Origin of the sequence: Pseudochrobactrum sp. B5 (assembly GCF_001939785.1) — a bacterium.
Lineage (GTDB): Bacteria > Pseudomonadota > Alphaproteobacteria > Rhizobiales > Rhizobiaceae > Pseudochrobactrum > Pseudochrobactrum saccharolyticum.
In genome coordinates this window covers 26,993-50,204 of sequence record NZ_MOYL01000001.1, presented here as the reverse complement: position 1 = coordinate 50,204, position 23,212 = coordinate 26,993, and the positions used below count along the sequence as shown (strand labels likewise).

25 protein-coding genes and 2 tRNA genes are annotated in these 23,212 nt (G+C 52.0%); 9 read left to right on the top strand and 18 right to left on the bottom strand.

What is annotated here, in order from left to right:
* Positions 1-53: 53 nt before the first annotated feature.
* From ppa to ftsE, 5 genes are all read right to left on the bottom strand, one after another.
* A complete protein-coding gene (gene ppa, locus BKD14_RS00255) occupies positions 54-587 on the bottom strand; it encodes an inorganic diphosphatase (RefSeq protein ID WP_022709655.1) in 534 nt (177 codons plus the stop codon).
* 112 nt (positions 588-699) lie between these two features.
* Entirely contained in the window at positions 700-1,509 is an 810-nt protein-coding gene (locus BKD14_RS00250) for a 1-acyl-sn-glycerol-3-phosphate acyltransferase (RefSeq protein WP_075653846.1), read from the bottom strand.
* Between the two features lie 135 nt (positions 1,510-1,644).
* On the bottom strand, positions 1,645-2,367 hold the full coding sequence (locus BKD14_RS00245) for a YdcF family protein (RefSeq protein ID WP_245293535.1): 723 nt from the start codon (positions 2,365-2,367) through the stop codon (positions 1,645-1,647).
* Positions 2,368-2,491: 124 nt separating this feature from the next.
* Positions 2,492-3,487: an ABC transporter permease gene (locus BKD14_RS00240; protein ID WP_022709652.1), complete on the bottom strand. Its 996-nt coding sequence runs from the start codon at positions 3,485-3,487 to the stop codon at positions 2,492-2,494.
* Complete coding sequence (gene ftsE / locus BKD14_RS00235; RefSeq protein ID WP_033315839.1) at positions 3,480-4,139, bottom strand: cell division ATP-binding protein FtsE; 660 nt, start codon at positions 4,137-4,139, stop codon at positions 3,480-3,482. The genes BKD14_RS00240 and ftsE overlap by 8 nt, the downstream gene beginning before the upstream one ends.
* A gap of 408 nt (positions 4,140-4,547) precedes the next feature.
* Between ftsE and hpt the strand changes: the two genes are divergently transcribed.
* Positions 4,548-5,093 carry a hypoxanthine phosphoribosyltransferase gene (hpt, locus tag BKD14_RS00230; protein WP_022709650.1) on the top strand — a complete coding sequence of 182 codons (546 nt, stop codon included), beginning with the start codon at positions 4,548-4,550 and terminating at the stop codon, positions 5,091-5,093.
* Positions 5,094-5,256: 163 nt separating this feature from the next.
* Here hpt and BKD14_RS00225 read toward each other — a convergent pair whose 3' ends face one another.
* From BKD14_RS00225 to argH, 3 genes are all read right to left on the bottom strand, one after another.
* Positions 5,257-7,776 carry a TIGR02302 family protein gene (locus BKD14_RS00225; protein WP_075653842.1) on the bottom strand — a complete coding sequence of 840 codons (2,520 nt, stop codon included), beginning with the start codon at positions 7,774-7,776 and terminating at the stop codon, positions 5,257-5,259.
* A gap of 118 nt (positions 7,777-7,894) precedes the next feature.
* Positions 7,895-8,077, bottom strand: coding sequence for a lipoprotein (locus BKD14_RS00220; protein ID WP_022709648.1), 183 nt, complete (start codon positions 8,075-8,077; stop codon positions 7,895-7,897).
* A 170-nt stretch (positions 8,078-8,247) separates the two neighbouring features.
* Positions 8,248-9,648 carry an argininosuccinate lyase gene (argH, locus tag BKD14_RS00215; protein ID WP_075653840.1) on the bottom strand — a complete coding sequence of 467 codons (1,401 nt, stop codon included), beginning with the start codon at positions 9,646-9,648 and terminating at the stop codon, positions 8,248-8,250.
* 45 nt (positions 9,649-9,693) lie between these two features.
* Between argH and BKD14_RS00210 the strand changes: the two genes are divergently transcribed.
* Both BKD14_RS00210 and BKD14_RS00205 read left to right on the top strand, forming a co-directional pair.
* Positions 9,694-10,407 (top strand): TlpA disulfide reductase family protein, encoded by a 714-nt coding sequence (locus tag BKD14_RS00210; protein ID WP_075653838.1) that lies wholly within the window; start codon positions 9,694-9,696, stop codon positions 10,405-10,407.
* Positions 10,408-10,487: 80 nt separating this feature from the next.
* The gene (locus tag BKD14_RS00205) at positions 10,488-11,108 is read left to right on the top strand and encodes a LysE family translocator (RefSeq protein WP_075653836.1); all 621 of its coding nucleotides are present in this window, start codon (positions 10,488-10,490) and stop codon (positions 11,106-11,108) included.
* Positions 11,109-11,116: 8 nt separating this feature from the next.
* On the opposite strand, the gene BKD14_RS00200 is transcribed toward BKD14_RS00205, so the two are convergent.
* A complete protein-coding gene (locus tag BKD14_RS00200; RefSeq protein WP_075653834.1) occupies positions 11,117-11,617 on the bottom strand; it encodes a YaiI/YqxD family protein in 501 nt (166 codons plus the stop codon).
* Between the two features lie 100 nt (positions 11,618-11,717).
* Here BKD14_RS00200 and BKD14_RS00195 point away from each other — a divergent pair, with 100 nt between their 5' ends.
* The gene (locus BKD14_RS00195; protein WP_075654693.1) at positions 11,718-12,593 is read left to right on the top strand and encodes a DMT family transporter; all 876 of its coding nucleotides are present in this window, start codon (positions 11,718-11,720) and stop codon (positions 12,591-12,593) included.
* A gap of 31 nt (positions 12,594-12,624) precedes the next feature.
* On the opposite strand, the gene BKD14_RS00190 is transcribed toward BKD14_RS00195, so the two are convergent.
* The 6 genes from BKD14_RS00190 to BKD14_RS19245 all read right to left on the bottom strand — a co-directional run bounded on the left by BKD14_RS00190 (position 12,625) and on the right by BKD14_RS19245 (position 18,041).
* Positions 12,625-13,890, bottom strand: a complete 1,266-nt coding sequence (locus tag BKD14_RS00190; RefSeq protein ID WP_075653832.1) for an ABC transporter substrate-binding protein — start codon at positions 13,888-13,890, stop codon at positions 12,625-12,627.
* Between the two features lie 53 nt (positions 13,891-13,943).
* Complete coding sequence (locus BKD14_RS00185; RefSeq protein WP_075653830.1) at positions 13,944-14,765, bottom strand: carbohydrate ABC transporter permease; 822 nt, start codon at positions 14,763-14,765, stop codon at positions 13,944-13,946.
* A 12-nt stretch (positions 14,766-14,777) separates the two neighbouring features.
* Positions 14,778-15,710, bottom strand: a complete 933-nt coding sequence (locus BKD14_RS00180; RefSeq protein WP_075653828.1) for a sugar ABC transporter permease — start codon at positions 15,708-15,710, stop codon at positions 14,778-14,780.
* Positions 15,703-16,884 carry an ABC transporter ATP-binding protein gene (locus BKD14_RS00175; RefSeq protein WP_075653826.1) on the bottom strand — a complete coding sequence of 394 codons (1,182 nt, stop codon included), beginning with the start codon at positions 16,882-16,884 and terminating at the stop codon, positions 15,703-15,705. The genes BKD14_RS00180 and BKD14_RS00175 overlap by 8 nt, the downstream gene beginning before the upstream one ends.
* The gene (locus BKD14_RS00170; protein ID WP_075653824.1) at positions 16,884-17,732 is read right to left on the bottom strand and encodes a metallophosphoesterase; all 849 of its coding nucleotides are present in this window, start codon (positions 17,730-17,732) and stop codon (positions 16,884-16,886) included. Before BKD14_RS00170 ends, BKD14_RS00175 begins: the two co-directional genes overlap by 1 nt.
* A gap of 144 nt (positions 17,733-17,876) precedes the next feature.
* Entirely contained in the window at positions 17,877-18,041 is a 165-nt protein-coding gene (locus tag BKD14_RS19245; RefSeq protein ID WP_175576045.1) for a hypothetical protein, read from the bottom strand.
* A gap of 143 nt (positions 18,042-18,184) precedes the next feature.
* On the opposite strand from BKD14_RS19245, the gene BKD14_RS00165 reads away from it, so the two are divergent.
* Genes BKD14_RS00165 through BKD14_RS00150 form a run of 4 tightly spaced genes read left to right on the top strand, consistent with a single transcriptional unit; the run spans position 18,185 to position 21,706 of the window.
* Positions 18,185-19,105: a metal ABC transporter substrate-binding protein gene (locus BKD14_RS00165; protein ID WP_075653822.1), complete on the top strand. Its 921-nt coding sequence runs from the start codon at positions 18,185-18,187 to the stop codon at positions 19,103-19,105.
* Entirely contained in the window at positions 19,105-19,998 is an 894-nt protein-coding gene (locus BKD14_RS00160) for a manganese/iron ABC transporter ATP-binding protein (RefSeq protein ID WP_075653820.1), read from the top strand. Before BKD14_RS00165 ends, BKD14_RS00160 begins: the two co-directional genes overlap by 1 nt.
* Positions 19,998-20,861, top strand: coding sequence for a metal ABC transporter permease (locus tag BKD14_RS00155; protein ID WP_075653818.1), 864 nt, complete (start codon positions 19,998-20,000; stop codon positions 20,859-20,861). Before BKD14_RS00160 ends, BKD14_RS00155 begins: the two co-directional genes overlap by 1 nt.
* A complete protein-coding gene (locus BKD14_RS00150) occupies positions 20,858-21,706 on the top strand; it encodes a metal ABC transporter permease (protein WP_075653816.1) in 849 nt (282 codons plus the stop codon). Before BKD14_RS00155 ends, BKD14_RS00150 begins: the two co-directional genes overlap by 4 nt.
* A gap of 144 nt (positions 21,707-21,850) precedes the next feature.
* Here BKD14_RS00150 and BKD14_RS00145 read toward each other — a convergent pair.
* The 3 genes from BKD14_RS00145 to BKD14_RS00135 all read right to left on the bottom strand — a co-directional run bounded on the left by BKD14_RS00145 (position 21,851) and on the right by BKD14_RS00135 (position 22,603).
* Positions 21,851-21,925: transfer RNA gene (locus tag BKD14_RS00145), tRNA-Gly, on the bottom strand.
* Between the two features lie 202 nt (positions 21,926-22,127).
* Positions 22,128-22,202, bottom strand: a tRNA-Gly gene (locus BKD14_RS00140).
* A gap of 77 nt (positions 22,203-22,279) precedes the next feature.
* A complete protein-coding gene (locus tag BKD14_RS00135; RefSeq protein WP_139316297.1) occupies positions 22,280-22,603 on the bottom strand; it encodes a hypothetical protein in 324 nt (107 codons plus the stop codon).
* On the opposite strand from BKD14_RS00135, the gene BKD14_RS00130 reads away from it, so the two are divergent.
* A complete protein-coding gene (locus tag BKD14_RS00130) occupies positions 22,590-23,105 on the top strand; it encodes a prolyl-tRNA synthetase associated domain-containing protein (RefSeq protein ID WP_075653812.1) in 516 nt (171 codons plus the stop codon). The genes BKD14_RS00135 and BKD14_RS00130 overlap by 14 nt on opposite strands.
* Positions 23,106-23,212: the final 107 nt, after the last annotated feature.

The window sequence follows — 23,212 nt, the reverse complement described above, 5'->3', positions numbered from 1 at the left end:
TTATTATCTGTGATTGAAAATCCGGCCACTTGGGAGACTGGCCAGTTTTGCAATTATTTCGCGTTTTTAGCGCGTTCGATCGCTTCAACGATGAATTTACGTGCGTAATCTTCATCGCCCCAGTCGCCGATCTTTACCCATTTGCCTGGCTCCAGATCTTTGTAATGTTCAAAGAAATGAGCAATCTGCTGCAGAGTGATTTCCGGCAGATCGGTGTAGTTATGAACTTTTTCATAACGACGGGTAAGCTTTGGTGACGGCACAGCGATGATTTTTTCATCTTTACCGGCATTGTCTTCCATCACCAGAACGCCGATCGGGCGAACATTGATGACACAGCCCGGAATCAGCGGACGGGTGTTGCAAACCAGAACGTCAATCGGGTCGCCATCTTCCGACAGAGTATGCGGAACAAAGCCGTAATTGCCCGGATAGGTCATTGGTGTGTAGAGAAAACGGTCGACGATCAGAGCGCCGGCGCTTTTGTCCATCTCATATTTGATCGGATGACCACCGACCGGTACTTCGATAATGACGTTAACGTCTTCAGGAGGGTTGGAGCCGATGGAAATGGCATCGATATTCATGGGCGTGTCCTTTCATTTGGCGTTCTGATATCGGTTTTCGTGAAACCGTGCAACAAAAACGCAATTTCAGATAAAGCGGCTTATTGTCATGTTCGTGAAATTCTGAGCGCTGTTATGCCTTTGTTTCAGCCTCATTGCGCTGCGTCTGCAATTCCGCGAGGCGGGCTTTGGCTGTCGGCGGCATAGGCGGCGCATTTTTATCCTGTGAGGCCTGTACCAGAAATTCGTCACAAGCTGTTTCTGTGGCTTCAATCAGGCGCTGCAAAAAGACTTCCTTATCCAGACCCGCTTCAATCGGCGGCAGAATACGGCAACGGATGGTGCCGGGATAGCGAAGGAACTTACGGCGCGGCCAGTACAGACCGGCATTATGGGCAATCGGTACGACCGGCAGGCCGAGATTGGCATAGAGATGGACGACACCATATTTATAGGCCGGCGGCGCACCGGGTGCGCGGCGTGTGCCCTCCGGATAGATCATGATCTGGCGCCCGTCAGCAATAGCTTCCTGTGTGCCGCCGGAAATGGAATGCAAAGCCTTGATCCCCGTACCGCGATCAACAGGGATCATTTTCATTTTCTTCAGATACCAGCCGAATAGCGGAATACGCATCAGGTCGCGTTTGAGAATATAAACCGGATCGGGCGTGTAAGACAAAAACGCATAAACATCCCAGAAAGACTGGTGTTTTGGTGCGCAAATATAGGCGCCTTCCGGCAGGTTTTCCGCTCCTTCGACCACAAAATCGGTGCCGACAATATATTTTTGCAGAAACAGATTGGAGCGTGCCCAGAATTTAGGGACGACCCATGCTTTTTTGCGCGGCAAAATCAGAGTGAGCGGTAAAAACAGGATCATCTGTATGATCAGACTGATATAGAAAGCCAGATTAAACAGCACTGACCGGATGACTATGATCATATCTTGTATCAGCCTTTTAATACGTGCATGACAGGTAAAATAGCTCGGTTTTAAACAGAGCGGTTCTTCAAATAGAAGAAAAATCAGCGCTTATCAATTCCGGACATCATTGCGTATCGATCAGCAACTTGTGTTTTAATCATTTTGGCTGAGACTGATATGCGCAAGAGCGCCAATATATTTGACATATTCGGTAAATAACACGCGCAGCGTATCGCCCTGACGCATCCAGTTATTGTTTTTCAGATCGCTGTTAATGACCGGATAGGGCAGGAGTTCGACATTACCGACCTGCCGTGACAATTCCAGAATTGAGCGTGGAATGTGGTAATTATTGGTTACAATGAATATGCGCTTGTAATTATGCTGTTTAATCCATTTGGCGCTTTCAACCGCATTGCCGATTGTGTTGAGTGCCGTACGATCAAGATCCACGCAGCAGGCAAATAAGGCCGGATCTGTTCTGGTAACCCGTTGCAAGGCCTCGCGTTTGGTAGACGGATGAACACCGCTGATCAGCAGCCGTTCGCCGCGTTTCTCTGCCAGCAGTTCCAATGCGACTTCAATACGGGATTTCCCGCCGGTCAGAACGATAATCGCATCGGCTTTCTGATCGGCAGGTGGTGCCTGCAAATTGCTGACATGCTCGCTGAAAATGACAAATCCGATGCCGAGAGCAACGATCAATGAGAACAGGACAACCGCGACCGGCGGGATGCGTCTGCGCAGGCGCTTCAGCCAATGGCGAATAAAGCCGTCTTTAGAGACATGCACGGATGCTTCGCGGCCGGTTGTTTCTGCCGGTCGTTCGTCATTCTGCCGGTTTTGTTCCGCAGTGTCTGAAGCATTGTTTTGCACATGCATTGCCGTTTGGCCTGTTCATTTTCTTGTATCAGCGCAGATTGCTGTAACCTGCGCAAATCAGTCTTATAGTATAGAGCAGACAGGACAGCGGAGGAAACTGCTTTGTCCGCTGACTGCCCTAATCTTTGCTGCCGCTGATACTGTCCATATCTTTGAGCTGCCGGATCACGGTCAGACGGCTGGTCAGCATTGTGAGAATGCTGACAATGATAATTGTGGCGGCAATACCGATATAGCCTTCGCGTCCGATGGCAAAACTGCCAAACAAAGCTGCCGCCTGATCGCCTTCCGGCGTTGCCAGATTGCGGCTGGTCCACCAGGAAACAATCAAAAATACCAGCAAGGCCGCCGCGCCGCCGTAGCAGGCACCTTTGAGTGCTGTACGGAAGAAATGCCACTCAAATTCACGGGCCACAAAGCGGGCTTCCGCACCGATAAAATGCAGCACTTCAATAATATGGCTGTTTCCTGCCATCGCGCCACGCGTGGCAAAAATCACGGTCAGCACTGTGGCAGACAGCATCAGAAACAAGACACCCATACCGATCAGCACGGTTGTGTGCGCCATGGACACCAGACGATCCACCCATGTGCGATGATCGTCAAAACTGGCGCCGGGAATATTCTTCTGCAACTCCGAGCGCAGAGTTTCAAAATCCGGTGGATTTTGCTCGTCAATTGTCACCACCACGAGGCGCGGTACCGGCAATTCGTCAATGTCCAGACCTGTACCGAGCCATGGTTCCAGCAGGCGTGCTGTAGCTGCACGGTCAACAATATTAGTACCTGTGACACCGGCAAAACCGGAAGCAATCTGACTGGCTTGTGCAAGGGCAGCTTCCATATCCTGACCGTCGACCGGCCGGATCTGAATTGTTGCTTCACGTGAAATCTGGCTCTGCCATTGGGCTGCTGATGCGCGCACCAGACTAACCCCGCCGATAGTGATGCAGGCGAGAAAGGTCATAATCGCGATAACGGTAATCAGCGTGGTACCGGAAACACTGACCGGCGGTACAATCGGCGTTGGTCCGCGTTTTTCCCGTTTGCGCTTGCCCAGCAGTTCGAGAAAAATCCCGTGATAATGATCAATCGTTGCACGCAGGTCAGCCATAAATATCCAGCCTTCCCTGATCAAGAATCATACGGCGCGCATCCACCTGATCCATCAATGTCAGATCATGGGTGGCGATAATCACGGCAGTGCCGGAACGGTTAAGTTCCGCGAACAAGCGCAACAGGCGGCGTGCCAGCGGCGGGTCCACATTACCGGTCGGCTCATCGGCCAGCAGAATTTCCGGCTGGTCAATCAGCGCCCGGGCAATAGCGGCACGTTGTTTTTCACCACCGGACAGAACCGGAGGCAGCACATGCATACGATCACCGAGACCAACCCACTGCATCAGTTCCTGCACTTCATGGCGGTAGGTTGCTTCTTCCTTGCCGCGAACACGCAATGGCAATGAAACATTCTCATAGGTCGTCATATGGTCGAGCAGGCGAAAATCCTGAAAGACGATGCCGATACGGCGGCGCAGCAGCGGAATTTCACTGCGCTGCATTGTGGAGATGTCTTTGCCGAAAATTGTAATCAGGCCGCGTGTCGGTTTCAACGCCATGAAAAGCAGGCGCATCAGCGATGTTTTACCGGCACCTGACGGGCCGGTCAGAAACTGAAAGGAGCGCGGCGGAATATGAAAGGAAACATCCCGCAGGATTTCCGATCCCATGCCGTACCGTAATCCTACATTTTCAAAGCGAATCACTGATTATTTTCCCGATGTTTTTTGCCGGTTTTCTTATGGTTGCCGAACATTGACCCTTGTGGTTAATCTCGCGTTAATCTGCATGCAAGTTTGGCATTTTGAGGTTGAAAAAAGAATAGAAATTTTATGGCTCTTTGTGCACAGACCTGCTGTGTGTAACCGGTTAAAACGCAGATTTGATGCGGAACAGGCGTAAATAATGTAAAACTGCCCTTTCAGCAAAAGGCGTAGTACTGTAACAGCTACTTTTTTCTTGCCGGAGATATTTCGGTTCAAGCAGTTTCAGGAAAAGTGGGAACCGCCTCGGCGGGGAAAACAATTCACCGGATTGTTTTCTTTTCCCGCTTCGATCCGTTAGAAACTGCGTAATATAAAATCCTAGTGCGGATTAAGACCGGAGACGTGTTTATGCCTTATGTAGGTGGCAGAAATCTTGAAGTTCTGTTCAGTGCGGAGCAGATTGCAGAACGCAATCGTGAACTGGCGCAAAAAATTGCCGAGCGTAAGCTGGAACGGCCGCTGGCAGTTTCTATCCTCAAGGGCTCATTCATTTTTGCAGCAGACCTGATCCGCGCCATGCATGATGCCGGTGTTGAACCGGATGTGGAATTCATCACTGTCTCCAGCTATGGCGCAGGCACAAAAGGCGGCGAGATCCGTCTGGTGCGCGATATCGACAGCGATGTTGAAGGCCGCGATATTCTGCTGATTGATGATATTCTTGAATCCGGCAAAACGCTGAATTTTGTGCGTGAACTGATGATGTCACGCGGCGCACGCAGTGTGAGTATTGCTGTGCTGCTGGACAAGCCGGGTCACCGTAAGCTTGATCTTTATGCGGATTTCACAGCTTTTGAATGTCCGGATTATTTTGTTGTCGGCTATGGCATGGATGTGGCGCATTCTTTCCGCCAGCTGCCTTATGTCGGCCGCGTTATGGATGAGCAGGAATAAGCTTCCGCCCATTCGCTGAATATAAAAAGCCGCTCATGATTATGAGCGGCTTTTTTATGAAATAGAGTAGTTCCAGTTAAGTCTGAATTTTTGGAACCGCTCTATCCTTTTGTTTTGCGCATTATCCAACGCAAAACCGCTTCGCACTTTTTCTGAAAATGCTTTATTGATCGCGTTTCAGCAGACGTTCCAGATAGTCTTTTTCCTGCTGCGGGCTCAGCGCATCGCCGAGTTTTTTGCGGATTTCATCAAGAATGCGGCGGGCTTTCTGGATATCAATCTGGTTCGGCAGCTGATTGCCGGTGCCTTCCGAACTGCCCTGACCGGTTTGACGCCCTAACGGATCCTGACCTTCGCCAGTCTGCTGCTCCTGACCTTCACCCTGCGCCTGCTGCAATTGCTGCATCATGGAGCGGGCACCGCGGCGCAAGGCATCAAGCGCCTCAGCCTGCTGATCTGTGGCCTGTCCGCTTTCGCCATTGCCCAGCGAGCGGCCTGCACGCCCCATGGAGTTCAGCGCCTGATCCATTTCTTTCGAGGATTCCAGCCCCTGTTGTTTTAGCTGGTCTGTCAGCGCATTCAGCTCATTTTGCAAGTCGCGCTGCTGCTGCTGTAAATCTTTCAGAGCCTGTTCGGTTTCCTGACGGGACTGGCCGTTTTGCGGGCGCTGCTCTCCTTCGCCGTCATAATTGAAATCATCAGACTGTTCCTGCAATTGCTGATCCAGCTTGAAAGTTTCATTCATCAGCTCCTGCTGACGGCGCATCAGATCACCGAGCTTGTTCAGCTGTTGCTGTGCGCCGCTACCTTGTCCCTGACCTTGGCCTTGACCGCTACCCTGACCTTGCTGAGCACTCTGACCAGGCTGAAGATTGTTAAGCATTTCCTGCAATTGCGACAGCATCTGCTGAGCTTCCGCATGATTGCCGGAACGGGCTAGGTCTTCAATCTGCTGCATCATCCGGTCAATATCGCGCTGGCTGAGCACGCGGGTATTGGGATTGTTCTGGGCGTTTTTATTCGGATTGGTTTGCTGGCGGCGTGCCATTTCGTTTAAGTATCGGTTCATGGCTTCGCGCAGTTCTTTCGTCAGTCGGGCAATTTCTTCCGGACTGGCATTATTCTGCAATGCCTGACTTAACGCCTCCTGCGCTGCACGCAGGGCTTTTTCCGCATCGGAAAGCTGACCATCTTCAATGCCGCGCGCGACATTCCACATGTAGCTGACAATCTCGCGCAGCTCCCCATCATTGCGTGCCAGTTTCAGACGTTCCCGCACAGAGCGCAGACCCAGAAAATGGCTGACATTGGCAATGGTGGTCTGCGGATGCATGGTCAGCGCATCCAGCATTTGCACAACAGGTGTTTTCTGATTGCTGTCGAGCGCCAGCACCTGACGCTGCTCGGCAACGGCGCGTGCCAGCGGATTGATGAACGGGCGTTGCGGCAGCACAAAACGGATTTCTTTGCTTGTGCCTGCCTGGCCTGCATCATCAATCGCCTGCAATTGCAGGGAGACATATTTGCCAGCCCACGGATGCATAGTCAGATCCTGAAGGGCTGTGGTCTCGTCCGTGCTGTTTTTGCCGCGCTTGGGTATAGTCAGCCGCAGTTCCGGCGCGTCTGTCAGCGATTGCGCGCCTTCTTCCGGTTTTTCCAGCAGTTTGATGACAGGCTGTAATTTAGTCACGCCATAATCATCATTGGCTTTATAATGCAGTTCCAGTGTGCCGTTCAGCGCATAGGTCGGATTACGGGTAAAATCGACGACAGGCGGCGTATCTGTCGTGATGTTAAACTGCCATGACTGACGACGTGAACCGGCCTGCAGGCTGGCGGCGACCGTTTTATTCAGAAGCAGTTCAAAATTAGTGCCGTCTTGTGTTTTCGCTGTACCGGAAGCCGGTTTGGCCTCAACTGAATAGGCTTTGCCGTCCTGACCGGTCATAGTCAGCTGATTACGTGTACTGCCGCTGATCTGAACGCTTAGAATACTGCCCTGAGGCACATCCAGCGGTTTTACATCTGTATTGGTACTCAGAAAGACGGGTGCTTTGCCCGTATAGGCGGGTGGCGTAATCCATGCATCAATGCGGCCTTCCGGCCCTGCAAAGCCTTCAGGCGGGTTCCACAGATCACTGATTTTACCGGAGGACGGGCTGAAGGAATAAGCCGCCGTTGAAGCAAACAGCAGAATGACAAATGTGCGCAGGGCATAAGGATCGCGCTGCGGAATATCGGGATGGGGCAGAAATCCGTGCAGCCTGTCCGTCAGCGCGGCCATACGCTTGCGGTGTTCCTGCCAGAGTGCCTGTGCCAGCGGATCGTCACTCTGTCCGGCAAGCTGGTCATCGCTCAGTTGCAACGGGCTGTGCTGCAAGCCGTTTTCACGCTCAATCCGGTTGTTGACCGTCTGATCGTCCGGCAATTGAAAATGCCGGAAACGGAAAAGCGCATAGGCATAGGCCAGTATAAAAACGGCAGACAGCGTGAAATGCAGCCAGCGCGGCATGGCCTGAAACAGACCGAGCCAGGCCAGGCTGGCCAATAATGCTGTTAAAAGCAGAACCGGTAATACCAGCGGCCATAAACGCTCAAAGCACAAGACCAATGCCGCTTTGATCCGCAGACGATAAAGCCTGCGGTCTGCGTTTTCAAAAGATCTGGTGTCCGGTTCAGGCATTCAATATCCGGTTCTGTATCTTAGCGCAGTTAAATTGACTGAATTTAACCTCAGCGAACATGCGGCTGCTCAAAAAATCTGAAGCGGACGCAGTGGATAGGTTGAAATGCGACCCGCTTTAAATCAGCTTATCCAGAATAAATGGTTTTTCTTCGACAGCTTTTTTATCCGGTTTGCGCCAGTCATCATGCACTGTCGCATTTGGCGGGGCTTCCAGTGCGCCACGACGGCCGCAGCCGGATACAATGCTGCCAACGGCAACAAGCATAATCACAGAGGTCATGAATACGCGGCTATTCATCAAAAAATATCCTGAAACTGGTGTTTGGCCGCAAAGCCGTGAGTAATTTTCGCTGACAGTTTTAGCTGAATTACGGGACAACGCAAACTGTTCGGAGACAAACACAAATCTTTGAAGGGATGCAGACCGGAGACGTGAACGGCCTCCGGTCTGTTGTATAGCGGGGCGGATCAGGCCTTAATAAGGCGTTTTTTCCAGTATTTGATCTGGCGGCGCACTTCCTGCGGTGCGGTGCCACCGAAAGACTGGCGGCTTTTTACCGATTTATCCACAGTCAGGAAACCGAACACTGCATCATTAATCTGCGGATGGATCGACTGCATGTCTTCCAGCGTCAGTTTGGACAGATCGACTTTCTTCGATTCTGCCAGTGCAACGGCACGGCCGGTCACATGATGCGCTTCACGGAATGGCAGACCGAGTTCACGCACCAGCCAGTCGGCGAGGTCAGTCGCAGTGGAATAACCGGAACCGGCAGCCTTTTTCATCGAGGCTTCAATCACAGTCAGATCGGAAACCATACCGCTCATGGCAGCCAGTGCCAGCTCAATGGATTCGGCAGCATCAAAAACCGCTTCTTTGTCTTCCTGCATATCTTTGGAATAGGCCAGCGGCAGACCTTTCATCACCATCAGCAGGCCGACTAGCGAGCCAGTGATACGGCCGGTCTTGGCGCGCACCAGTTCTGCGGCATCCGGATTTTTCTTCTGCGGCATGATGGATGAGCCGGTGGAGAAAGCGTCGGACAGGCGGATGAAATTGAACTGCGAGGTTGACCAGATCACAATTTCTTCGGCCAGACGCGACAGATGGGTTGCGCAGATCGAAGCAATCGACAGGAATTCCAGCGCATAGTCGCGGTCGGAAACGCTGTCGATCGAATTGCGGGTCGGTTCGCGGAAACCGAGCGCTTCGGCAGTCATGTGGCGGTCGATCGGGAAGCCGGTACCGGCCAGTGCTGCGGCACCGAGCGGAGATTCATTCATACGCTCAATCGCATCGCGCACGCGGGAGAGATCACGGCCAAACATTTCCACATAGGCCATGCAATGATGGCCGAAAGTCACCGGCTGTGCTGTCTGCAAATGGGTGAAGCCCGGCATAACCGTTGCTGCATGTTCTTCCGCACGGATAAGGAAGGCTTCGATCAGAATTTTTAGCGAAGCAGCAGTTTTTTCCAGCTCATTTTTGACCCAGAGACGGAAATCCAGCGCCACCTGATCGTTGCGCGAACGGGCAGTGTGCAGGCGACCGGCCGGTGCGCCGATCAGATCAGCCAGACGGGCTTCCACATTCATATGAATATCTTCAAGCTTGCGCGAGAAGGTAAATTTGCCATTTTCGATCTCGGCTAATATGGTATTGAGACCATCGGAGATCTGTTTGTGATCATCTGCAGAGATAATGCCGGTCTTGGCAAGCATGGCAGCATGCGCCAGCGATCCGGCAATGTCCTGAGCATAGAGTTTGCGGTCATAACCGATCGAAGCATTAATCTCTTCCATGATGGCAGAGGGTCCTGAGGCGAAACGGCCACCCCACATCTGGTTACTGGATTTTTCTGTCGTCATGCGCTTATGCCCTGAGCCGGAACTGTGAAGTAAAAGAACGATATTATGGCCGAAGATAATAAAGAGACAAAACCGAAAAGCGCAATCAGCCCGAAGATGATTTTGTTCGCCGGTATTGCCGGACTTCTGGCCGGTGCCCTTGCGGTATACGTGATGGAACCGCCTTCTGGCAATGTTGTTCCGACAGAGAATACGGCCAGTAATGCCGCAGCAGGCGGCGCAGAGGATGCAAAATGTGCGTTAAATCAGGAGCAGTTAGCTAAACTCTCCGCTGCTGCAACCGGTGAAGTTGCCGGAATGCAGCCATCGGATAAGCCTGCTTTGCTGACACATCTGCAATTTGATGCGCCGGATGGCTCCAAAACCACCATCGGGGATATGAAGGGCAAGACCCTGCTGGTTAATCTCTGGGCGAGCTGGTGCGCGCCGTGCCGTGAGGAAATGCCTGCGCTGGATAAATTGCAGGCCGAGCAGGGCAGTGACGATTTTGAAGTGGTGGCGCTGAATATCGACACCGGCGATATTTCCAAGCCGAAGAATTTCCTCAACGAGATCGGCGTTGAGAAGCTCGGTTTTTATCGCGATGCCAGTCTGACTGTTTTTAATGATCTGAAACGCAGAGGTTTGGCTTTTGGTTTGCCTGTAACTTTGCTGATTGATGAAACCGGTTGTCAGATTGCGGCAATGAACGGACCAGCACACTGGGCGGGGCAGGACGCTGTTAATCTGGTGAATACAGCCAAGAGCCTGCGTAACTGATTGGTCGCCAAATCCTGTATAATGTGATTTTACAGGATTTGGGTTTTCTGCTCTGCTGAAGATCTTAAGGGAGATTTTCTATGGGGCTGGATGTCTGGCTTGCCTTTACGGCTGCATCAATTGTTTTACTCGTGATACCGGGGCCAACAATTTTATTGGTGGTTTCCTATGCCTTGGGGCAGGGCTGGCGCACTGCCATGCCGATGGCGGCCGGTGTGGCGCTCGGTGATTTTTCGGCTATGACATTGTCGATGCTCGGCATCGGTGCGTTGCTTGCGGCCTCTGCCACAATATTTACAATCGTGAAATGGCTTGGCGCTGCCTATCTGATCTGGCTTGGTATAAAATTATTCCGTTCAGGTGCTACAATGCAGGCAGAGGCGCGGGATGCCGATGTATCACCTGTGAAAATGCTGGCGCATGCATGGCTGGTGACATCTCTCAACCCGAAAAGCATCACGTTTTTCGTGGCTTTCCTGCCGCAGTTTCTTGACCGGCATGGCGATTTCTGGACGCAGATGCTGATTTTTGAAGCCACATTTCTGGTGCTGTCTTTCAGCAATGCGTTTCTCTACGCTTTTGCAGCGCATCGTGCGCGCGCACTGTTTAAAAGCCCGCGGATTTTGCGTGCTTTCAACCGTACCGGCGGCACATTGCTGATCGGCGCCGGCGTAGCAACGGCAACAATGCGCTCTTCGTAATTTTTTTGTTATGCTGTGAAACCGTCGCGCTTCAACCGCACAATTGCGAGATCAAGTGCCGAGAGAAATGCGGAGCGGTCGCGGGCTGAAAACGGCTTTGAACCGCCGAATTGGCCTGATGAAACCGGATTGGCGGAGCGCAGCTCATCCATCAGATTGCGGGTGGCAAGAATATTGCCGATATTGGCCGCACTGAACAGGCGGCCGTCCGGTGCAAGCGCAACAGCTCCGGCGGTGACTGCACGATGTGCCAGCGGAATATCTGCCGTGATAACAACCGCACCGGCACGCGACCGCTCGGCAATCCAGTCATCGGCCACATCCAGACCGGCAGGGACGATCACACGTTCAATCAGCGGTTCATCACGCGGAATAGCGATGAAGCTGTTGGCGACCACAAAGGTTCTGATGCCATGACGCTCAGCAACTTTATAAGTCTCGTTTTTAACCGGACAGGCATCGGCATCGACATAAATGCAGATGGTTTTGTTTTCATCGGAGTGTGTCATTCATGCTTCATGGCAAAGCCAAATGTGAATGGCAAGCGTTTAACGCTTGGCGAGGCAGGGCGGCAGGGATAAGCCGGTTGTATAGTTCGTGGAACAGATCATGCCAGTCAAATATTTCCCTGCTTTATTCGTCTTTCTCTGGGCAACCGGTTTTATCGGTGCGGGGCTTGCTATGCCCTATGCTGAGCCGTTCTGGTTTATGACCGCACGGTTTTTCATTGCTGCTATTATTCTGGCGGTCTGGGCACTGGCAACCGGTGCCCGCTGGCCGGACAAACGCGGACTTGTGAACGCCGCGATTGTCGGCTGTCTCATTCACGGGATTTATCTCTCCGGTGTGTTCTGGGCGGTGCGCCATGGTTTGCCTGCGGGTATGACAGCGCTGGTTTCCGGCTTGCAGCCGCTGATTACCACGTTGATTGCCGCACTCTTCTTGCGAGAGACCGTGTTACCACGACAATGGCTGGGGCTACTGATCGGCTTTTGCGGTGTGGCACTGGTGGTTGCACCGAAATTTTCCTTGAGTTCCGGTGGGATTAATCCCGCAACATTAAGTGCGGCGCTCGCTGCTGTGATGGCGATCAGTATCGGCACGGTATGGCAAAAACGCTTTGCGGTGAAAATTGACCTGAGAACCGGTACGACCGTGCAATATATCGCAGCGGGTATTCTGACCGGCTTGTTGTCGCTGACTTTTGAAACGCAGACGGTGATCTGGTCACCGGAATTGCTGTTTGCAATGCTCTGGCTGGTGCTGGTTCTGTCAATCGGTGCAATTTTGCTGCTGCTGATCCTGATCGGGCAGGGCGAAGTTTCAAAAGTCGCTTCGTTCTTCTATCTGGTGCCGGGAACAGCGGCGATAATGGCCTATTTGCTGTTTGGGGAAACGCTGACGCTGGTGCAGATTCTTGGCATGGTGCTGACCACATTTGGTGTGGCACTGGCAACTTTACAAAAGAAAAAACCGGCAGCTTAAAGCCGCCGGTCTGATTATTATTCTGATGTGATTAGCGGCGCGGCAGCAGCTTTTTCACTTCATCGGCCGCATCGGCAAGGGCTTCTTCCGGTGTGGCCTTCTGTTCAACAACGCGGGACAGATTATCAACGATGGTCTGGGTTACTTTCACGCCGTTCGAGCCGGGGAAAGCATACCAAGGGATCATGATATTCATCTGGCTAAGACCGGCTTTGAACAGCGGGTTTTCGTCATAGAATTTGCCGAGATATTCGTCGGATTTTGCGGCCAATTCGTTATTCGGCACATAACCGGTGCCCGGTACGACGACTGATGCGCCGTAAGGGCCGGCTGCAAATTTGGCAAATTTCCATGCGGCTTCAATTTTTGCGTCGTCCGATGTCAGGATAACAACCGCATTGCCACCGGTTGGCAGGCGGCCTTTTTCCGGATTAAGCAGCGGAATTTTAGCGGTGCGCATGTCGAATTTGTCGCCGACATTCTTGATTGTATTGCGCAGGCCGCCGGTGGTCTGGAAAGCAAAGCCGACATTGCCTGCTGCAAAGGCCTGTTCACCGGCTTCTTTGGTAAAGACCGGCAGGCCGCCTTCTTTGACCATGCGGTCGAGCAGTTTGAAAGCCGCTTCACCTTCAGCACCGCTGAATGCGACTTGTTTTTCATCCTCTGAAAGCATCCGGCCACCGGCACCGAATAACAGGGCTGAGAACATCCAGTCATCACCCTGCCAGCGGAAATCAATACCCTGAACGCCGTTGCCGAGCGCTTTGATCTTGCCGCCGATGCGGATGACATCGTCCCATGTTGCCGGAGGCGTATCCGGGTTTTCGCCGACTTTTTTAAACAGATCTGCGTTGTAATACATGATCGGATTGGAGGTTGCGAAAGCCAGACCAACCTGACGGTCACCGATTTTGGCAAGGTTCAGAATGGTCGGAGTGAAACCCTGTGCTTCAAAATCAGTTTCTTTCTCGACCAGCGGTTTCAGATCAAGGCCGATATTGCGTTCACTTAAAATGCGCAGGCGGTTCAGGCCGGTAAAGGTGATGTCCGGCAGCTCCGCGGTGCCATTCTGACGCATAATCAGCTGAATGCCGTCTTCATAGGTCGCGGAAGGATTGACGAAATGGATTTTGATATCCGGATTTTCTTCCGTGAATTTCTTGGAAATATTGGCCATCACGTCCTGAAAAAAGCCCGGCATAGGATAATGCACATTGAGCGTGGTTTCAGCCAGAGCTGTGCTGCACAGACCGGAAAAAAGGGCAGCAGCGGTCAGAGTACGGGAGAAGAATGTCATTACAGGCTCCGTAAATGTTTGGGAGGAAGAGCGTTACAGACGTGAGGTTGCGATCAGCCTTTGAGGCCGGTCATGGTAATGCCCTCAATGAAGCGGCGTTGCGCTGCAAGAAAAGCAAGAACGAGGGGAAGGGTGATAATCAGCGTGGCAGCCATCAGTGCGCCATAGTCATCGCCGGCTTCGGCAGCACGGAAATACAGCAGCCCCAGAGGCGGTGTGGCCATGTCCATATTGGTGACAACAATCAGCGGCCAGAACAAATCATTCCAGTGTGCAACCACGGAAAAGATCGAAAAAGCAGTAATCGCAGGCCATGCATTCGGCACAATAACACGGGCGACAATGCCGGTTTCCGACATACCGTCAAGGCGGGCGGCATTAATCAGATCATCCGGCATCGACCGAAAAAACTGCAGAAACAGGAAGATGCCGAATACCGAGATGAAGAAGGGGGCGCTGATGGCGAAATAGGTGTTCAGCAGGCCTGTGCGCTCAAAACCTAAATAGAAAGGCAGAGCCGTGGCATGGATCGGCACCAAAAGGCCAAGCATCACCGCACTCATCATCACCTGTGCCGCACGGAAGCGCAGCTTGGCCATAGCATAGGCGCATGGAATGGCGATGATAACCTGAACCACCAAAATGAGTGCGCAGACCAGAACGCCGTTGAGCAGCAATTGCCCCATCGGCACACGGGAAAAGGCCTTGGTGACATTTTCGATCAGCGCCCAGTTTTGCGGAATGAGGCTGAGCGATGAGGAGAAAATATCGGATTGTGATTTGGCGGCCGTGGAGAGCATCCAGATATAAGGTGCAAGGAACAGCATCGCACCGAGAGACAAAATCCCGAGGCGGGTAAAGCGTAAGACTGACATGATTTCCGCCTCTTAATAATGCACGCGGCGGTCAAGCACGCGATATTGCAACAACATCATCACGATCAGCACCATGAGAAAAATAACGGTCATGGCCGAGGCATAGCCGACGCGCAGGAACACGAAGCCTTCCTGATAGATCGTATGCAGCAGCACTTCCGAGGCTTTGTTCGGCCCGCCCTGTGTGAGGGTTTTGACCGATTCAAAGACTTTGACGGAATTGATGACGCTGATAGTGAGAACAAAAAGTGTGGTAGGGCCGAGCAGCGGCCATGTCACCAGCCGGAAACGCTCCCATGCGCTTTTAGCGCCGTCCATTTCGGCAGCAGCATATAGTTCGCGCGGAATGGCGGTAAGGCCAGCCAAAAACAGCACCATATTGAAGCCGACCGATTGCCAGATGCCGATCATGGCAAGACTTGGCAGCACGGTTGAAGAACTGCCGAGCCAGTTGGGGCCGTCGATGCCTAACAGGCCGAGCATCGCGTTGACCGGCCCCATTGTTGGATGCAGCAGATATTGCCAGACAGTGGCCATGGCCACGAGCAGCGAGGCAACGGGCAGGAAATAAACTGTGCGGAAAAAGGCTTTGCCTCGTGTTTCACTCTCAATCAGCAGAGCTGCACCTAATCCGAGAAAAACGGAAAGCGGAGTGACGATCAGCGTATAGAGTGCGGTATTTTGCAAGGAAATACGGAAGGTACGGTCTTTGAAAAGTTCGATATAGTTTTCTAAGCCGACGAACTGATAATCCGTATATCCAAGTTCAAAATTGGTGAAACTGAGATAAAACACCGCCAAGGTCGGCAGTAAAATGAACAGAAGTACCAGCGACACAGCCGGTGCCATCAGCTTCCATGCCAGACGCTCTTCACGTTTGCGTGCGGCATTGGCTGCCTCACGCGCTGTCATTACAGGGGAGAAGCTTTGCGCAATATCAGACATGGCTGTCAGCCTTAATGCGGCTTGAAACTGTATGGGAAAGTTTGCGCAGGCGCTGACCTTCCGTATCAAACAGCAGTGCTTTATGCGGATCAAAAGTCAGAAAAACCGGCATATCCGGTTGTAGATCCGCTGCCATGGCCGGACTGCATCGTACAGTCAGTAATTCCTGAGCACCCGGAGCATTGAGATAGACCAGAGCTTCAGAGCCAAGAAATTCAATACGCGCTACTGTGGCTGAGATCGCCCTGTCCGCAGGTTTTTCGTGGGCGCGGCGGATTTGCAGGTCTTCAGGCCGGATCGCTACACTGAGTGCAGAGCCGGCATGAATGTCAATTTCGCTTAAAATTGATTTGCCGGCAAAGTGAATAATGCCCTGATCGCTGGCGCGGGCGCTCAGCACATTGATTTTCGGGCTGCCGATGAAGCGGGCAACTTCGATATGACGCGGATTATTGTAAATCTCGGACGGTGTATCGATTTGCAGCAGGTTGCCACCGATCATCACAGCAACACGGTCGGCCATGCTCAGCGCTTCGGACTGGTCATGGGTCACATAGAGGCTTGGCACACCGGCACGGCGATGCAGATCGACAATTTCAGCACGGGTATGCACGCGCAAATTGGCATCGAGATTAGAAAGCGGTTCATCCATCAGGAAGACCTGTGGCTGGCGCACCATGGCACGGGCAAGCGCGACACGCTGGCGCTGACCGCCGGACATTTGCGCAGGTTTGCGGTCGAGCAGATGGTCGATCTTGAGGCTCTGCGCAGTTGCCTGCACCTGTTGCTGAATGGCGGCACGTTTTGCCGCCTGACCCGGCATCCAGTTGCCGATCAGCGGCAGACGTTCTGTCATGGTCAGATCACGCATGGCCAGCGGTACGGCGATATTCTCCCGCGTGGTCAGATGCGGATAGAGCGCATAGGACTGGAACACCATTGCAATATTGCGGTCTGAAGGATGAGCGGCGGTAATATTGCGCCCGCCCAGCCAGATATTACCGTCATCGGCATGTTCCAAACCGGCGGCGATACGCAGGATGGTGCTTTTGCCGCAACCGGAAGGCCCGACCAGTGCAATGAATTCACCGTCTTCGGCTTCAATCGTCACATCTTTAAGAATGTGCTGATCGCCAAAGGATTTGGCGATATTTTTCAGTGCGAAATACGCCATTATGCCTGCTCCGTTGCATCGGCGCTGGTAATGGCGGCAGTGTGGCTCGACGGGTAAACTTCATGCACCACATCATCAAGCAGATAAGGACGCAACTGCGTCAGTTCGGTGATTTCGCTATGCACATTATCGGTCAGAGTGTGAATAACCGCACCGACAATACGCTCGCCCGGTAAATCACGTTCCATTGACCCGACGATAAAGCCTGATGAAGGCCCCCAGATCAGGGAAATGCCGTGATGATGGCCAGCCCATGCGCGGTGCAGATGACCACTGGCATAAAGGCGGACATTATGTGCGCTGAACAAATCCATCAGGCGTTTACGGTCTTTGGGGGAGGCGCCCCAGTAGCCACTGCCGCCTTCATCGGGGCTATCGACGAAAAGCGGTTTATGGGCAAAAATCGCAACCGGTCTGCCACCGGCACCGTTCAATACGTCTTCCAGCCATTGATATTGCTGTTCTTCTTCCTTATGGCCGCTGCCGATCAGCAGGCTGTTGAGGCCGATCAACCGCCAGCCGGACTGGTCATGCACCCAGCGGTCAGGGCCGACCAGATCGCGCCAGCGTGCAAGACGCTCATCATTGACCGGTTGCAGGGAGGAAGGCAGATGGCCGACATCATGATTACCCGGAACGCAGAGTACCGGCATGTTCAGTTCGCCCAGAAGATCAGCGCAGAAAGTCAGGTCGTCGTCAAAATCCGCACCATCCACGGCCAGATCGCCGGTATGGATCACGAGATCCGGTTTAACTTCTTCCAGCCATTCGGCGAGAGGCTGCCAGTTTTTAGTAAAATGTGTTTTGGACGGGCTGAAATGGGTGTCGGTAATCTGAACAATCCGCATGGATCTGCTCCTTCACTGTGTTGAAGAGAAGATGCGGATGTGTATTTCTAACGGGGGACACAGGCCGCTAATGCGCGTTTCTTACACTGTGTTGGTGACAGGCAGACCTCAGAGCAATGACAAAATTGTAACATTGGTCGCTGCCTATATTTTCTTAAGGCTCAGCAGGAATTGCCCGAGTATCAGGCGCTGACGGGTAGGGCGCAGACCAGCCTTTTGCAGAATGGGCCGGATAAGAGACGTATCCTGCATTTGCATCAGGCGTTGCATACGCATTTGCGCACGTATTTTTTCAGGTACTTCCAGCATGACATGACCCATTCTTCAGTTGCGAATGATTTTCACTTGCAAAATTATTGTAGACTCATTACGAAGAATGCAATTGACAATCATTTGCAAGTGGGATTTTCTACTTGCAATAAACGCAATTGGTATGGATCGAGGAGTTGAGGATGTTCAGCAAAATGAGGCGCGTGCTGCTGGCCGGTATTATTGGTACGGCTTTTTCTGCCGCGCTTGTGGTGGTGCCCGCTACGGCACAAGAAAAATTCAAGGCAGTGACAACCTTTACTGTGATTGCCGATATTGCCCGTAATGTGGCCGGTGATGCCGCGATTGTTGAATCCATTACCAAACCGAATGCCGAGATTCATGATTATCAGCCGACCCCTGGCGATATTATGAAGGCGCAAGGCGCACAGCTGATTTTCTGGAATGGTCTTAATCTTGAGCGCTGGTTTGAAAAATTCTTCCAGCATCTGAAAGATGTGCCAAGTGTTGTTGTGTCTGAAGGCGTTGAGCCGATGGGCATTACCGAAGGTCCGTATAGCGGTAAGCCTAACCCGCATGCCTGGATGTCTCCGTCTGCAGGTATGATTTATGTTGATAATATCCGCGATGCTTTCGTGAAGCATGATCCGAAAAACGCCGAAACCTATAAGGCCAATGCTGAAGCCTATAAGGCCAAACTCAAGGCACTGATTGATCCGATCAAGGATGAGCTGAAAGATATTCCGGAAGACAAGCGCTGGCTGGTGACCAGTGAAGGTGCTTTCAGCTATCTGGCACGCGACCTCAACCTGAAAGAGCTTTATCTGTGGCCGATTAATGCCGATCAGCAAGGCACGCCGCAGCAGGTGCGTAAAGTGATCGATGCCGTTCGCAAGAACAATATCAATGTGGTTTTCTCTGAAAGCACAATCTCTCCGGCTCCTGCTCAGCAGGTGGCTTCTGAAACCGGCGCGAATTATGGCGGTGTTCTGTATGTGGACTCGCTTTCAGAGCCGGACGGTGCCGTGCCGACCTATCTCGACCTGCTTCGTGTGACAACTGACACGATTGCGAAGGGTCTTAAATCCGGAGACGCAAAATAATGAATGCCCCGCTTAATGTCCGCCCAACGACAGTCCGCTCTCCCGCATCATCCGATGCGGGAGCAGGGCTTATGGTCAGTGGGGCGACAGTAACCTATCGCAATGGCCATACGGCTCTGCGTGATGCGAGTTTTGAAATTCCGACCGGTACCATCACCGCACTTGTGGGCGTGAACGGTTCCGGTAAATCCACCTTGTTCAAAGCACTTATGGGCTTTGTGCGGCTGGCAAAAGGCGATATCCGCATTCTCGGCCTTCCGGTGAAGCAGGCACTCAAGAGTAATCTCGTTGCCTATGTTCCGCAGTCAGAAGATGTGGACTGGAATTTTCCGGTTCTCGTTGAAGATGTGGTGATGATGGGGCGCTACGGTCATATGGGTATGATGCGCCGTGCCAAACCTGCCGATTATCAGGCCGTGACGGATGCGCTGGCACGGGTCGGCATGAGTGACTTCCGCAAGCGTCAGATTGGTGAATTATCCGGCGGTCAGAAAAAACGTGTCTTTCTGGCGCGTGCGTTGGCACAGGATGGCAAAGTCATTCTGCTGGATGAACCGTTTACCGGTGTGGATGTCAAAACCGAAGAAGCGATTATCAAACTCCTGCGTGATCTGCGCGATGAGGGGCGGGTGATGTTTGTCTCGACCCATAATCTCGGCAGTGTTCCGGAATTCTGTGATCGCACAGTGCTGTTGAACCGCACGGTTCTGGCCTATGGCGCTACGGAAACCATCTTTACACAGGCCAATCTTGAGAAAACTTTCGGCGGTGTTCTGCGCCATTTCGTGCTCAATGATACCGATAAAGGTAAAGCGCATCCGGTGAATATTCTGACCGATGATGAGCGGCCGCTGGTGCTCTATCAGGATAACCACGGTAAGGGAGCAGAGTAATGGAACTGCTGCTTGAGCCGTTCTCCTATCAATATATGATCAATGCCATGTGGGTTTCGGCGCTGGTCGGCGGTGTGTGCGCATTCCTGTCCGGCTATCTGATGCTCAAAGGCTGGTCGCTGATCGGTGATGCTCTGTCTCACTCCATCGTACCGGGTGTGGCGGGGGCTTATATGCTCGGCCTGCCTTTTGCGATTGGTGCATTCTTCTCCGGTGGCTTGGCTGCAGCCGCTATGTTGTTTCTCAATGAGCGTACCAAGCTGAAAGAAGATGCGATTATCGGTCTGATTTTTACATCTTTCTTTGGCCTCGGCCTGTTTATGGTGTCGCTGAAGCCAACAGCAGTCAGCATTCAGACCATTGTGCTCGGCAATATTCTGGCGATCACACCGGCGGATACGCTGCAACTGGCGATTATCGGTTTTGTGTCGCTGGCTGTGCTGTTGTTCATCTGGAAGGATCTGATGGTGACTTTCTTTGATGAAAGTCATGCCCGTTCTATCGGTCTGAACCCGACTGTGTTGAAAGTGATCTTCTTCACGCTGTTGTCGGCCTGTACTGTTGCGGCAATGCAGACTGTGGGTGCATTTCTGGTGATCTCCATGGTGGTGACACCGGGGGCCACAGCCTATTTGCTGACAGATCGCTTTCCGCGTTTGCTGACGATCGCTGTGATCATCGGAACGCTCACCAGTTTTACCGGCGCTTATATCAGCTATTTTCTCGATGGTGCGACCGGCGGGATTATTGTTGTGATGCAGACGCTGATCTTTCTGGCAGCGTTTTTCTTCGCGCCGAAGCACGGCATGCTGGCGGCAAGACGTCGGGCAGCTGAAACTCTCAAAGCAGAGGTGCAGTCATGAGCCTGATTGAAACTCTAATGATGCCGTTTCGCTTTGAATTCATGGTCAATGCTATGGTCATTGCCATGCTGATCGCGATACCGGCTGCATTATTGTCGTGTTTTCTGGTGCTTAAAGGCTGGTCGCTGATGGGGGATGCGGTTTCCCATGCGGTGCTGCCGGGTGTGGTGCTGGCCTATATCATCAATATTCCGCTGGCGATCGGCGCTTTCGTTGCAGGGATGTTCTGTGCGCTGGCAACCGGTTTTCTGAAAGAAAACAGCCGGATCAAACAAGATACCATTATGGGCGTTGTCTTCTCCGGTATGTTTGGTCTCGGACTGGTGATGTATGTGAAGGTGCAGTCTGATGTGCATCTCGACCACATTCTGTTCGGAGACATTCTTGGTATCGGCAAGCAGGATATGATTGAAACAGCGATCATTGCTGTGATTGTTACCGGTTTGCTGGTGCTGAAATGGCGGGATCTGCTGCTACATGCTTTTGATCCGGCGCAGGCGCAGGCCGTGGGGCTGCCAGTCAGATTGCTGCATTATGGTTTGCTGGCTATTCTTTCGCTGACCATTGTCGGTGCTTTGAAAGCGGTCGGTATCATTCTGGCCATTGCGATTTTGATTGCACCGGGGGCAATTGCCTTCCTGCTGACACGGAATTTCAGGTCCATGCTGGTTGTTGCGGTTGTTGTGGCAGTCGCTGCGTCAGGACTTGGTGTTTATGCCAGCTTCTTTATCGACAGCGCACCGGCACCGACAATCGTTCTGCTGATGACATTGATGTTTATTGCGGCGTTTATTATTGCGCGTCGTCGTGTTGCCCGTACAGAGAGGCAGGTTTTCTCCTCTTAACTTCATGCAAGAAAACGATTCTCTGCAGGCAAGGCGTCGCATGTGAGTGCGGCGCCATATTTTTTGAGCTGAAAATTATATTGCAGCGGAAATCTGAAAAGCAAAAAGCCGCGCAGTGCGCGGCTTTTGAAGGCTCAACCAAACTGGAGCGGGCGAAGGGATTCGAACCCTCGACCCCAACCTTGGCAAGGTTGTGCTCTACCCCTGAGCTACACCCGCTCGCGCCAGTTTGTTGGTTAGGCCTGCGCTATATGGCAAAAGCCTGAGTGATTTGCAACAGGAAAAATGCAAAAATCTGTAATTTTTTTAAAGGATTTAAGACGAAACGGAGAGGTGGCTTTGTCTTGGTAATAATACGGGGAAATTGCATCTGAAAAGCAAAAAGCCGCGCAGTGCGCGGCTTTTGAAGGCTTAACCAAACTGGAGCGGGCGAAGGGATTCGAACCCTCGACCCCAACCTTGGCAAGGTTGTGCTCTACCCCTGAGCTACACCCGCTCGCGCCAGTTTGTTGGTTAGGCCTGCGCTATATGGCAAAAGCCTGAGTGATTTGCAACAGGAAATCTGCAAAAACTTCAAACAGTTTTGTGTATAATTCCATAAGCCCTGAATACAGGCATTTTTCGCACGGTTGGATGACCTGATATATCGGAGACCACTGTTTTAAAGTGCATAAATCCTTGTAATGATTCGATCTTGAACCCTGCGAGCAGGATATTTTGAGCGCAAATAAATGAGTCGAAGCATGGTGCAGTCATTAATTTGAGGCTGTTGTCGTGAAAGCGGCGGCATTTTTGTTTCAAACGCATATCTTTGTCGTTTTCTTGCAGCTTTTTATGCTTGTCTTGTAAGAGATATGCAGCCTGCTTTGGAGGAGAAGACAAAATGCCTAAAACCACTGCTGATTTGCATGATTATCTCGATACGCTCGGGATCAAGGTACAAACCGTTACGCATCCGCCTCTGTTTACAGTTGCCGATTCTCAGAATTTGCGCGGGGAAATTGCCGGTGGCCATACTAAAAATCTTTTTCTGAAAGACAAGAAAGACAATTTCTTCCTTGTGACTGTTGAAGAAGATGCGGTTGTTGATCTCAAGACCATTCATACGCTGATCGGTGCTGCCAGTAAGGTCTCTTTCGGGAAACCGGAAAAGCTGATGGAATATCTTGGGCTTATACCAGGTGCCGTATCTGCATTCGGTGCGATTAATGATACGCACCATCAGGTCAGCATCATTCTGGACGAAGCATTGATGCGTCATGAGATTATCAATGCGCATCCGTTGACCAATGAGGCGACGACCTCGATTCACCGTGATGATTTGCTGAAGTTTCTGGAAGCCACCGGACATGAAGCGCGTATAGTCTCTGTCAGCACGGCAGAAACAGCTCCGGCTTAAAGCGGGGCTTGAAAGCGCCGCTGAAAATGCCGAATTAACATGGCAGAGATATTATATTCTGCCATAATTACAGCATGGCTCGCAGTCAGCTGAATTTATGATGTAAT